Source organism: Janthinobacterium sp. NFX145 (genome assembly GCF_049810325.1).
Classification (GTDB): Bacteria; Pseudomonadota; Gammaproteobacteria; order Burkholderiales; family Burkholderiaceae_D; genus Janthinobacterium; species Janthinobacterium rivuli.
Genome location: NZ_CP187360.1, coordinates 5,997,581 through 6,009,504 on the forward strand (window position 1 = coordinate 5,997,581; position 11,924 = coordinate 6,009,504).

General features: G+C 63.0%; 12 protein-coding genes. 9 read left to right on the forward strand and 3 right to left on the reverse strand.

Annotation, left to right across the window (positions count from 1 at the left end; genetic code table 11):
- The first annotated feature begins 90 nt into the window (after positions 1–90).
- The 8 genes from ACPJXG_RS26885 to ACPJXG_RS26920 all read left to right on the forward strand — a co-directional run bounded on the left by ACPJXG_RS26885 (position 91) and on the right by ACPJXG_RS26920 (position 7,440).
- Positions 91–1,125, forward strand: a complete 1,035-nt coding sequence (locus ACPJXG_RS26885) for a porin (RefSeq protein ID WP_099401237.1) — start codon at positions 91–93, stop codon at positions 1,123–1,125.
- Positions 1,126–1,304: 179 nt separating this feature from the next.
- A complete protein-coding gene (locus tag ACPJXG_RS26890; RefSeq protein WP_035823876.1) occupies positions 1,305–1,982 on the forward strand; it encodes a DUF484 family protein in 678 nt (225 codons plus the stop codon).
- Positions 1,983–1,989: 7 nt separating this feature from the next.
- Positions 1,990–2,937: a tyrosine recombinase XerC gene (locus ACPJXG_RS26895; protein ID WP_425252827.1), complete on the forward strand. Its 948-nt coding sequence runs from the start codon at positions 1,990–1,992 to the stop codon at positions 2,935–2,937.
- 135 nt (positions 2,938–3,072) lie between these two features.
- Positions 3,073–4,137 carry a CobW family GTP-binding protein gene (locus tag ACPJXG_RS26900; protein ID WP_425252828.1) on the forward strand — a complete coding sequence of 355 codons (1,065 nt, stop codon included), beginning with the start codon at positions 3,073–3,075 and terminating at the stop codon, positions 4,135–4,137.
- A gap of 481 nt (positions 4,138–4,618) precedes the next feature.
- Entirely contained in the window at positions 4,619–5,071 is a 453-nt protein-coding gene (gene dksA / locus ACPJXG_RS26905; protein ID WP_034753066.1) for an RNA polymerase-binding protein DksA, read from the forward strand.
- Positions 5,072–5,294: 223 nt separating this feature from the next.
- The gene (gene hslV, locus ACPJXG_RS26910) at positions 5,295–5,831 is read left to right on the forward strand and encodes an ATP-dependent protease subunit HslV (RefSeq protein ID WP_035823869.1); all 537 of its coding nucleotides are present in this window, start codon (positions 5,295–5,297) and stop codon (positions 5,829–5,831) included.
- Between the two features lie 40 nt (positions 5,832–5,871).
- Entirely contained in the window at positions 5,872–7,227 is a 1,356-nt protein-coding gene (gene hslU, locus ACPJXG_RS26915) for an ATP-dependent protease ATPase subunit HslU (protein ID WP_425252829.1), read from the forward strand.
- A gap of 18 nt (positions 7,228–7,245) precedes the next feature.
- Positions 7,246–7,440, forward strand: a complete 195-nt coding sequence (locus ACPJXG_RS26920; RefSeq protein WP_425252830.1) for a hypothetical protein — start codon at positions 7,246–7,248, stop codon at positions 7,438–7,440.
- 68 nt (positions 7,441–7,508) lie between these two features.
- Here ACPJXG_RS26920 and ACPJXG_RS26925 read toward each other — a convergent pair whose 3' ends face one another.
- The gene (locus tag ACPJXG_RS26925) at positions 7,509–8,123 is read right to left on the reverse strand and encodes an outer membrane protein (RefSeq protein ID WP_425252831.1); all 615 of its coding nucleotides are present in this window, start codon (positions 8,121–8,123) and stop codon (positions 7,509–7,511) included.
- A 167-nt stretch (positions 8,124–8,290) separates the two neighbouring features.
- Here ACPJXG_RS26925 and ACPJXG_RS26930 point away from each other — a divergent pair, with 167 nt between their 5' ends.
- The gene (locus ACPJXG_RS26930; RefSeq protein ID WP_035823864.1) at positions 8,291–9,070 is read left to right on the forward strand and encodes a helix-turn-helix domain-containing protein; all 780 of its coding nucleotides are present in this window, start codon (positions 8,291–8,293) and stop codon (positions 9,068–9,070) included.
- Here ACPJXG_RS26930 and ACPJXG_RS26935 read toward each other — a convergent pair.
- Complete coding sequence (locus ACPJXG_RS26935) at positions 9,043–11,295, reverse strand: patatin-like phospholipase family protein (protein ID WP_425252832.1); 2,253 nt, start codon at positions 11,293–11,295, stop codon at positions 9,043–9,045. The two genes, ACPJXG_RS26930 and ACPJXG_RS26935, sit on opposite strands and share 28 nt — an antisense overlap.
- Before the next feature lie 58 nt (positions 11,296–11,353).
- Entirely contained in the window at positions 11,354–11,917 is a 564-nt protein-coding gene (locus ACPJXG_RS26940; protein ID WP_425252833.1) for a type II secretion system protein N, read from the reverse strand.
- Positions 11,918–11,924 lie beyond the last annotated feature (7 nt).

Consider the following 11,924-nt stretch of genomic DNA (forward strand, 5'->3'; position numbering starts at 1 on the left):
AATTAAGGTTCATTCATCGAAACGCGACAGTTAGCGTGTTTCAATCTGCTCGGATCTCGGACGGAACTCACTTTTAATAGGGAATAAGACATGAAAAAATCACTCGTTGCCCTCGCACTCTTCGGCGCCTTTGCCGCAACCGCACAAGCGCAGTCGTCCGTCCAAATCTACGGCACGATCGATGCTGGCCTGGGCAAAATGACCGGTTCGAGCACCGCTGTCACCAAGCGCGACAACAACAAGCTGGGTTTCAAAGGCACGGAAGATCTGGGCAATGGCTTGAAAGCCATTTTCCAACTGGAAATTCGCTATGAATCCGATACCGGTACGCTGGAAAGCAACTCCCGTCCGCTGTTCCAGGGTCAAAGCCGCGTCGGCCTGCAAGGCAACTTCGGTATGGTGCGTCTGGGCCGCGGCCTGACCGCCTTCCAGGAATCGAGCACCGCGTTCGAACCATGGTCGGGCATGCCTACGCCAGCCGGCTTCCAGACCGACATCACGGTGGCCGCCTACAGCAGCGATCCGCTGAGCGCAACCGGCAACTCGCGTAACCGCTTCTCGAACGCTGTGTTCTACAACTCGCCAGTCATCAGCGGCTTCCAGTTCAACGCCACTGTCGCCGCCAAGGAAGCCAATAACAATCCGGCATTCCCTGGACCAGGAGCTACGCCACCAGCCAACAACTACCCGGTGGCTGCCAATGCCGTGCCAGCGTCGAATCCGTACTCGGTCTCGGCCACGTACAACTACGGCCAGTTCGCCGGTATGGCCGCATATGAGCGCAATGGCGTGCAAGCCAAGCTGTGGTCGGTTGCCGCATCGTTCAATCCGGTAACGGAACTGAAACTGATGGCGTCGTACCAGCATCAGGATGACAGCAACTTCAAGATCATCAACACCGACACCAAAGCATGGCTGATTGGCGCCAACTACGACGTCGGCCCAGGCAAGGTTCGCGCTGGCTACGGTCAAAAAACGCCAGACGGCGTGACCAAAACCAAACAAGCATCGCTGGGCTACGACTACAACCTGTCGAAGCGCACCTACCTGTACGCGGACATCTCGAACCGCAAGGATGCTGTGTCGAAGACCTACATCGGTCTGGGCTTGCATCACAACTTCTAATGGCCGGCCAGTCACCCTCCACGGGTGACTGCTGAACCAGGAGTACAAGGCGGCATGGGCAACCATGCCGCTTTTTTCATGGGCGCGCGGAAAATGCATCGCTACCGTCCCCTTTGCGCCTATGCCGGCGCACTCTCGGTTAGAATGAAGTGTTCAACTTTCACTGACAGATATTCTCAATGACCGCCACACTCGATTCCAGCACCGTCGCCCAGTACCTGAGCGAGCACCCGAATTTCTTCGAAGAGCATACCGCCCTGCTCGGCGAGGTCAAGCTGAGCAGTCCGCTGACGGGACGCACCATCTCGCTGCAGGAGCGGCAAATGGAAGTGATGCGCGACAAGTACAAGGCGCTGGAACTGCGCATGTCCAAGCTGAGCCGTGTGGCCGAGGAAAATGGCGACATCGCCAGCAAGTTCCACGGCTGGAACCAGGCCATGCTGCAAGTGCGCAACGATGCGGACATGCCGCGCGTGCTGGTCGATGCCCTGCAAAGCAATTTCGACGTGCCTTACGTCAGCCTGCGCCTGTGGCAAGTGCTGCCGGAACACGCCGACGGCTGGTTCACGGAAGATGTCACGGCCGACGTGCGCATGTTCGCCAACAGCCTGCAAACCCCGTACTGCGGCAGCAACCGCGATTTCGAAGCCGTGCACTGGTTGCAAGCTGACAAGATCGAATCGACCGTCATGATCGCCCTGCGCGCCCCGAACACCACGGGCACCTTCGGCCTGCTGGTGCTCGGTTCGCCCGACAGCGAACGCTTTACCTCGAGCATGGGCACGGATTTCCTCGTGCATATCGGCGCCACAGCCAGCGCCGCCCTGGCCGCGCTGCGCGCCGGCTCGCCTGCCTGAGTCAGCCATGAACGCGGTGCGCGGCAAGGCCGAGTGGCTTGACGCCTACCTGGCGCAACTGGCCACGCAGCGCAAGCTGTCGCCGCATACGCTGGACGCCTACGGGCGCGACCTGCGCGCCTTGCTGGAACTGAGCGGCAACACGTCCTGGACGGCGCTGGCGCACAACGAAGTGCGCCGCTACACGGCCAAGCTGCACGCCGGCGGCCTCGACCCGCGCTCGATCGCCCGCAAGCTGTCGTCGTGGCGCGGCTTTTTCAACTGGCTCAGTGGCGAGACCACGCTCGACGCCAATCCCGTCGACGGCATCCGCGCCCCGAAGCGGGCCAAGACCTTGCCCAAAGCCCTGTCGGTGGACGACGCCGTGCGCCTCGTGGCGCCCGCGCAACACCAGCAAGGCGCGGCCGAACCGGAACAGCTGTGCAACCGCGCCATGTTCGAACTGCTGTATTCAAGCGGCTTGCGCGTGTCCGAACTGACCAGCCTGGACACCCATTACTGCAAGGCGGAAAATGGCCAGCCCGCCTCGCTGGGCTGGCTCGACATGGCCAGCTTCGAAGTCATCGTCACGGGCAAGGGCAGCAAGATGCGCAAGGTGCCGGTCGGCAAGGCGGCGCTCGTGGCCCTGACTGCCTGGCTGGGCGTGCGCCCGCCGGCGGCCGATGGCAGTGCTGCCTTGTTTTTAAGCACGCGCGGCACGCGCATCTCGCCCCGCGTGCTGCAGCTGCGCCTGAAGGCGCACGCGCTGGCCACCGAGATTCCCGCCAACGTGCACCCGCACGTGCTGCGCCACTCGTTCGCCTCGCACGTGCTGCAATCGTCGGGCGACTTGCGCGCCGTGCAGGAAATGCTGGGCCATTCCAGCATCACCTCGACCCAGGTCTACACGGCCCTCGACTTCCAGCACTTGGCGCACGTGTACGACCAGGCGCATCCGCGCGCCAAGCTCAAGTAGACCGCCGCGCCCGCTGGCCAGCCTGATCCATATCAAGCGGATCGGCGCGCATTTGCAAGCTTTTGCAAAATTCCGGCATAATCGTCCGCATTCTTCCGCTTGCGCGGCGGCACCACCGATTACAAGGCATCTCTCATGGCACTGATTCCAACCACCATCCTCACCGGTTTCCTGGGCGCAGGCAAAACCACCTTGCTCAACCGCATACTGCAGGAAGACCATGGCATGCGCATCGCCGTGATCGAAAACGAGTTTGGCCAGGAAAACATCGACAATGAAATCCTGGTGCAGGATAGCAACGAACACATCATCGAGATGAACAACGGCTGCATCTGCTGCACCGTGCGCGGCGACCTGATCGTGGGCCTGACGGAACTGGCGCGCAAGCGCGACGCCGGCCTGCTGGCCTTCGACCGCGTCGTCATCGAAACGACGGGCCTGGCCAATCCAGGCCCCGTGGCGCAAACCTTCTTTGTTGACGAGGAAGTGGGCAGCCACTACATGCTCGACGCCATCATCACGGTGGTCGATGCCCGTCATGCCATGAAGCAACTGGACGAATACGAGGAAGCCCAGCGGCAAGTGGGTTTTGCCGACAAGCTGCTGCTGTCGAAAACCGACCTCGTCAGTGAAGAGGACGTGGCCACGCTGACGCGCCGTTTGAAGCGCATCAATCCCCGCGCACCGATCGCCAAGGTCGATTTCGGCCGCGCCCCACTGGCCGAAGTGCTCGACATCCGCGGTTTCAACCTGAATGAAAAACTGGAACTGGACCCGGATTTCCTCGCCACGGAAACGGCGCACGTCCACGATCATGACCATGCACATGAGCACAAGCATGAGCACACTGCGGCCTGCGCCACCGATTGCGGCCATGCCGACCACCACCATGCGCAGCACAGCGACGATATCGCCGCCTTTGTTTTCAAAAGTACGCAACCGTTCGACAGCGCCAAGCTCGACGAGTTCCTCGGCGGCCTGGTGCAAGTGTATGGCCCGCGCATGCTGCGCTACAAGGGCGTGCTGCTGATGCAGGGCGCCGAGCGCAAGGTGGTGTTTCAAGGCGTGCACCAGCTGATGGGCAGCGACCTGGGCGCCAAATGGGGCGAAAACGAAGTGCGTGGCAGCAAAATGGTGTTTATTGGCAAGAATCTACCAAAAGACATTTTTATTCGCGGACTCGAACAATGTTTGGTATAAACTAGCCGGGTTTTGCAAAGTACCCGTTGCAAAGCAGAAACAAAAGGGAAAGTTAAGCACGCTTTCCCGCTGTCCGACACCCATCTTGCTGGTAGAAACCAACAAGTAGCTGTTTCTGATCGGCTAGTCAACAAATCGGGATGGCAATATAAGGCAAAGCGTGCCAAAATCAGCGACGAAAACGGCCCATGTCGTTCGCCTGTCATGAAATGCTGGCAAACTGCCGCTGGCCGCATGCCAGGCATGCAACCGATCCACCCAACACGCCTGTTGACGCGCGCATAGCGCGACTGGCATAGAGCGGTAAAAAGTTATCAACATGGCACCTTAGCCGGCCGGTAGTCCTGGCTTACGCCGGCAAGCCAAGGTCGCACGCAGTACAGCGGGACAGCAATGCCAAGCGGAACCTGTACAGTTGCTCGGTATCGCCGCATCAACTGATCAATTTGAAAACTCTGTCGTATCGAAGGTAAGCGAAGTTATGACCAAAACTAATAAATCGACCCCGGCCGCCAACCAAGACATCCCACTCATCAGCGAAGACCAAATTCGCGCCATGAGCGAAGATGACTACATGAATCCGGCACAACTGGCATTCTTCAAGGCGCGCCTGCAGCAGCTTGAAAAAGACCTGCTGAAAAACGCCGGCGAAACCACGGAACACTTGCGTGAAACCGTGCTCGTACCGGACCCTGCCGACCGCGCCACCATCGAGGAAGAGCATGCGCTGGAACTGCGCACGCGCGACCGCGAGCGCAAATTGCTGAAGAAAGTACAGCAATCGATCGCCAGCATCGACGCCGGCGACTATGGCTGGTGTGAAGAAACGGGCGAGCCTATCGGCATCCCCCGCCTGATCGCCCGTCCGACCGCCACCCTGTCGCTGGAAGCTCAGCAACGGCGGGAACTGAAGCAAAAGCTGTACGGCGACTGATCGCCCTCCCCTTGCGCGGCCGCCCCGGCGGCTGCGCGATGGCGCATATAAAAGCACACAACCTTTGGTTGCGTGCTTTTTTTTCGTCCCGCGCCGACTACACTGAAGCAGGCACTGCAGCGGCAAGTGCCGCTTGCAATTGCCTTTTCCATCCCCACTTTTGTAGCATGGGCGCGCAATCGCATGGCCTTGCACGCATCGGCACGAATCTTTTGAGGTCACTATGGAACAATTTCACGGCACCACCATCCTCTGCGTCCGGCGCGGCAAGCAAGTCGCCCTGGGCGGCGATGGCCAGGTAACGCTCGGCAACATCGTCATGAAGGGCACGGCCCGCAAAGTACGTAAGTTGTATCAGGGCAAGGTCCTGGTCGGCTTTGCCGGCGGCACCGCCGACGCTTTTACCTTGCTCGACCGCTTTGAAGGCAAGCTGGAAAAACACCAGGGCAATCTGCTGCGCGCCTCCGTCGAACTGGCCAAGGACTGGCGCACCGACCGCGTGCTGCGCCGCCTGGAAGCGATGCTGCTGGTGGCCGACAGCGAGTCGACCCTGGTCATCACGGGCAATGGCGACGTGCTGGAGCCGGAAGACGGCATCGGCGCCATCGGCTCGGGCGGCACCTATGCCCAGTCGGCCGCCAAGGCGCTGCAGGAAAACACGGACTTGTCGCCGGCCGAGGTGGTCAAGAAGTCGCTGACCATCGCCGCGGAACTGTGCATCTACACCAACATGTCGCACATCATCGAGACCTTGGAATAAGCGTCCCCCGAGCACAGAATACAGAAAGCCAATTATGATCATGAACATGACCCCGTCGGAAATCGTCACTGAACTCGACAAGCACGTGGTGGGCCAGGCCAAGGCCAAGCGCGCCGTCGCCATCGCCCTGCGCAACCGCTGGCGCCGCCAGCAGGTGGCCGAGCCCCTGCGCCATGAAATCACGCCCAAGAACATCCTCATGATCGGCCCCACGGGCGTCGGCAAGACGGAAATCGCGCGCCGCCTGGCAAAGCTGGCCGAGGCGCCGTTCATCAAGATCGAAGCGACCAAATTCACGGAAGTCGGTTATGTGGGGCGCGACGTCGACACCATCATCCGCGACCTGATCGACATCGGCATCAAGCAGACGCGCGCGCTGGAAATGAAGAAAGTGCGCGCACGCGCCGAAGATGCGGCCGAAGACCGCGTCATCGACATTCTCGTGCCGCCGGCGCGCGACTTCGGCTTCACGCCGAACACGGCCGCGGCTGTGGATACGGGCGGCAGCGGCGACAGCACGCGGCAGACCTTCCGCAAGCGCTTGCGCCAGGGCGAGCTCGATGACAAGGAAATCGAGATCGAGCTGGCCGAGGCGGGCCCGCAGATGGAAATCATGGCGCCGCCAGGCATGGAAGAAATGACGGAACAGATCAAGTCCATGTTTTCGGGCGTGGGCGCGCAGCGCAAGAAGGCGCGCAAGGTCAAGATCCGCGAAGCCTTGAAACTGCTGGTCGAAGAAGAAGCGGCCAAGCTGCTCAACGAAGATGAGCTGAAACAGAAGGCCATCCAGAACGTCGAGCAGAACGGCATCGTCTTCCTCGATGAAATCGACAAGATCGCCTCGCGCTCGGAGTCCGGCGGCGCCGACGTCTCGCGCGCGGGCGTGCAGCGCGACCTGCTGCCGCTGGTCGAGGGCACGACCGTCAACACCAAGTACGGCATGATACGCACGGACCACATCCTGTTCATCGCCTCGGGCGCGTTCCACCTGTCGAAGCCGTCGGACCTGATCCCGGAACTGCAGGGGCGCTTCCCCATCCGCGTGGAACTGGAATCGCTGTCGATCTCGGACTTCGAGCGCATTCTCACCAGCACCGACGCGTGCCTGACGATGCAGTACGAAGCCTTGCTGGCGACGGAAAACCTGAAACTGCAATTCGCGCCGGAAGGCATCACGCGCCTGGCCGAAATCGCCTATTCGGTAAACGAGCGCACGGAAAACATCGGCGCGCGCCGGCTGCACACGGTGATGGAAAAGCTGCTGGAAGAAGTGTCGTTTACGGCCAGCGAAGGCAGCAGCACCACTGAAAACCTGCTGGTGATCGACGCCGCGTATGTCAACGAACGCCTGGAAGCGCTGTCGGTCAACGAGGACCTGTCGCGCTACGTGCTGTAGGAAGGAAGGGGGGAACCGATGGCAAACAAGGCATTGGCGACGCGGCAGAAAATGCAGTTCCGCGTCGAGCCCTCGCCAAAACCGCGCAATCCGGTCGCCACTGCCGCCCTGCAGCGCGCCGCCGGGGCGCACGTGAAAACCGTGTCAGGCCAGCGCCAGCAGGAAAAACGCCTGCTGGCGAAACTGCTGTTGAAGGTGGAAACAGACAAATAGGCCGCCCGCGGACACCCCGTTTATAGGGCGTCCGCCATCAGGCCACTCTCTGCCGCGGCAGCATCCCCTTAGAAACGGTAGGACGCGCCCAGCGAAAACATGTCGACCTTGGTCGTTTGCTTGCTGTTGTACTTGACGGGCACGCGGTCCCAGTCGAGGTGCAGCGACCAGTTCTGGTTCAGCGCATACGCCGCGCCAACGCCGTAAGTCAGGCCGATCTTGCTCTTCTTGTCCGAACCGCCGCCCAGATAATCGACCTTGCCCTGCGTGTAGGCAGCGCCGGCGCGCCCGCTCAGTGTAAACGCGTCAAACTGGTAACCGAGCACGCCCTGCATGCCGAGGCCCGTGAACTTGCCGCGGCCCGCGCGCTTGCCGGCGCCCGTGTCGAAACCGGATTTGACCTCGCCACCCATATACCCCACCAGCTCAATCGAAGGCAGGGCCACGCCGCCCTGAAACGGCAGCGCGTCGAAACTGTAACCCAGGTAGGCCTTGCCATTGCGCTTGCTGCTCTTGTCGCAATCGCTTTGTCCGGCGATGCAATCGAGGCCGGTGCTGGCGCGAAAGCCATAGCTGGCGCCCGCATAGAACGGGCCCGGTGTCGGTTCGGCTGCGGCGGCATGCAGGGGGGCGATGGCGGCCAGCGCCAGCAGCGCTGCTGAAAAATGAAATTTGGAGAACATGGATAACCTCTACAAGTGGATGGATTGCCTGGTTGTAGCGCGCTGCGCGAGCCACAAGCGGGAGTGTCATCGCTTTTGTAAAAAAGTACTATCATCTTGTGCAAAGTGCCATTTACGGCTACATTCGGTACCGTCATCCGCTACCAAACTTGCATAAAGGAACTATCGTGAGTTCACCTGAACTGGTTTTGCGCGTGCTGCGCACCCAACTGCGCGCCGCCGGCATCACGTACAAGGTATTGGCCGAACGCATCGGCATGAGCGAATCGAGCGTCAAGCGCATGTTTGGCCAGCACGACATGTCGCTGTCGCGCCTGGCCCTGATCTGCAAGGCCTCGGGCATCGCCATGGAAGACGTGCTGCGCGGCGCGGCCGACATCACGCCGCATGCCGACACGCTCACCCTGGTGCAGGAAAGGTCGCTGGTGGCGCATCCGCGCCTGCTGCTGGTGGCGATTTGCTGCCTCGGCCACTGGAGCCTGGAGCAGGTGGTGGAAACGTATGCGCTGACGCAGGCCGAATGCATCGGCTGCCTGGCCGAGCTGGACCGGCTGGGCTTGATCGAACTCAAGCCGCTGAACCGCTACAGCCTGCGCGTCTCGAACGCCTTCCACTGGCTGGCCGACGGCCCGGTGCAGCAGTACTTCCGCGAGCACGTGGTGGCCGATTATTTCAGCGGGCATTTTGACGGCGCCGGCGAAACCCTGATGTGCATCCCGGCGCGCCTGTCGCTGTCGAGCGCGCAGGAACTGGTGCAAAAGATCCGCCAGCTGGCCGAGGAACTGGCGCGCCTGCACCAGAACGACCGGCGCCTGGCACCCGCCGAGCGCGACGGCTTTACCCTGCTGCTGGGCTTTCGCTCATGGGAATTTGCCGCCTTCACGGCCCTGCGCCGCAGCACGGCCGCCCCCGCGGCGCCCTACCAGACCGGCCCCAGGAACAGATAGAGCGTGCTCTCGCCTCCCTTGGTCGCGCCCGCCGCCACATACACGGGACCGAAGCGCGTGTCGACGGACACAAAGGCGCTGCTCGCCTGAGTGAATTTGCTGCTTTTCCAGCGCTCGCTCTGATCGAAGCCACCGCCCATCTCCAGCGAAAAGCCGGCCCGCACCACGCCGCCCAGGGTGCTGGGCAGGGAACCGATGCGGCGCGCCATCACGAAGCGCGCGAAGGCGATACTGCGTCCTCTCACCGATTCAAATTCCGTGCCGGACAAGCGCAGGAAACCACCGAGATTGAGCGGCGCTTCGTCACGCTGCGAGCGCGCCCATTCGCCATACACGTGACCGGCCCAGTTACCCCGGCCAAAGGCCTTCAGGCCCGTGATGGACGATTGGCCCAGGGCCGCCTCGCCCACCCCCGTGGTCGTATCGCGCGTCCAGATGGCCTCAAGCAGGGCGCCGCGCGTGGGAAAGCCCGGCGAATCGAGCGTATCGGCGCGAAATCGCACGAACTGCGTGGTGCCCAGCGCGCGCGACTCCGGCTGCGTAGGGTCGGCCGGAATCGCCAGCCTGCCCTTGACTTCCGTACGAGCGACGCCGAACTGCAGATCGCCCCAGGTACCGAACTGGCGTCCCAGCACCAGTGCCGCCGTCTGGCCGTTGTACGCCAGGCGCGCGCTGCGCCGGCCTTTGTCAAACACATCCATCGCCGACGAGGTGTACTGCAACTGCGGCGCGATATACCACGGGTTGCCGGCGCCCAGCGGCTGCCAGAACTGCACCCCATAGCCGCGTTCATTGCCGATCTGCGCCGTGCTGCGCAACTCGCCGCCCCAGCTGTTCAGATTCGAGCGCACGTGCAGCAGCTTCAAGGCAAAGTTATTGCTGTCCCTGAAATCGCTGGCCAGTTCCAGGCCCACGCGCAGGCGGTTGCTGGCCCATGGTGCCTCGACGGCCTTGATGCTCACCGTGCGCTGGTCGCCCGCGTCGACCACGTCCGTCTCCACGCGCGCCACATCGCCGCGGCCATACAGCCTGGCCGCCGCCTTGAGCACATCTTCCTGGCTGACCGACTGTCCTTCCACCAGGCCCGATTGCGCCTGCAGGATGCGCGGATTGATATCGCCTTCGCTCTCCACGGCCAGGCGCGTGAGCGGCAGGGCCACGTCCAGCAAGGCCGGCGCCGCCAGGCGCAGCTGCTCGCGCGCCGCATACTGTTCCGGCGGCAGGGCCAGCGGCGCCAGACGGGCGGCCAAGGCTTGCGCCGCCTGCTCGCCAGCGCGCATGGCGCGCGCATAGTTTTCAAAGTCGAGGAAACTGACACCCGTCAGGTCGGGCGCCACCAGGATATCCTGCGGACGCAATTCCTTGAGCGAGCGCTGCACGTTCTGCTCCGTGAGGATTTGCAGCATCTGCTGCGCCACGCCGATGGCGCTGCCCAGGTCTTTTTCCGGCGCCAGCGGCGTGCCCACGTTAACGGCGATGATGATGTCGGCGCCCATAGTGCGCGCCATGTCGACGGGCAGGTTGCGCACCAGGCCGCCATCGACCACCAGCCGGTTGTTCACGCGCACGGGCGCAAACACGCCCGGCACCGCCAGCGAGGCACGCATCGACAGGAACAAAGGCGTATCGACCAGCTCCACCAGCTCGCCATTGACCAGGTCAGAAGCCACAGAACGGAAAGGCAGCGGCAGCTGGCTGGCGGGACGGTCGCGCATGCCGGCCGGCAGCAGCCGGTTCAAGGCCATTTCCAGCGCCGCATTGCTGGCCGCCGCCGGCGGCGTGGAAATGCCGTTGCGGCTGGTGCCAAACTCGATGCGCGACGGCAGCAGCAAATCTTCCTCGCGGCGGCGGAACGCCAGTTCATCGCGCGGCGGCCGGTCGGCCACCACGCGCGCCCAGTTGGTCTCGCGTGCCATCTTTTCCAGGTCCGCCACGGAAGCGCCGGCCGCATACGCGCCGCCCACCACGCCACCCATGCTGGTGCCGACCACCATGTCGATCGGCACGTGCAGCTCCTGCAGTACTTTCAATACGCCGATATGCGCGAGACCCCGCGCGCCGCCGCCCGACAGCACCAGGGCGATGCGCGGACGCGCCGGCGCGGGAACGGCGACAGTGGAAACAGGGGAAGGCGTAGCGGCGGGGACGTCGGCGGCGGCGCCGGCTTGCGGCAAGGCGCACAGCGCCGCCACGCAGCCCGCCAGGACGGCACGGATCGAGAACATGAAGACTCCTGTGGCGATGGCGGCATGGCGCCATCGGCAAAATACGATAAAAACAGCGTTAGTTTGACGGCGGCGGCACGCTGCCGCTCACTTGCGGCGCCGGCATCATGGTCGCCGGCCGCTGCTGCTCCATCGGCAGCGGCGGCGGCACCAGGTTCGATGCCGGCGCAGGGGCCGCGGCCGGCGTCGGGGTGGCGGACACCGGCCCCGGCAAGGCCAGCGCCTTGTCGTCAGCCACCAGGTCGATGCGCTTGCTCACGCCGCCATCGCGCAGCAGCACGTGGCGCGCATGCACCTCCAGCACCGTCACGCCAGGCACCACCTCGGCGCCTTCCGGCAAGGCCACGGAAGGCTTGCCATCGGTCGAGATGATGGCCACGCTGCCGCGGCCATTGCCGGCGGCGACCACGCCCTTGAGCTGGTAGTTGCTGGCCGTGGCCACGCTGACCTGGCCGCCGAATAGCGAGGCGCCCGCCTCCACGCTGGCATCCTGCACCACCGGATTGGGGGGCGGATTGATGGGGCGCTGCGGCGCCTTGAACAGCTGCATGGCCCAATAGGCCAGCGAGACGGACAGCGCCACGGCGGCGAGCAAACTTGTAACTTGAGGCAAACGCTTCATGGCTTCC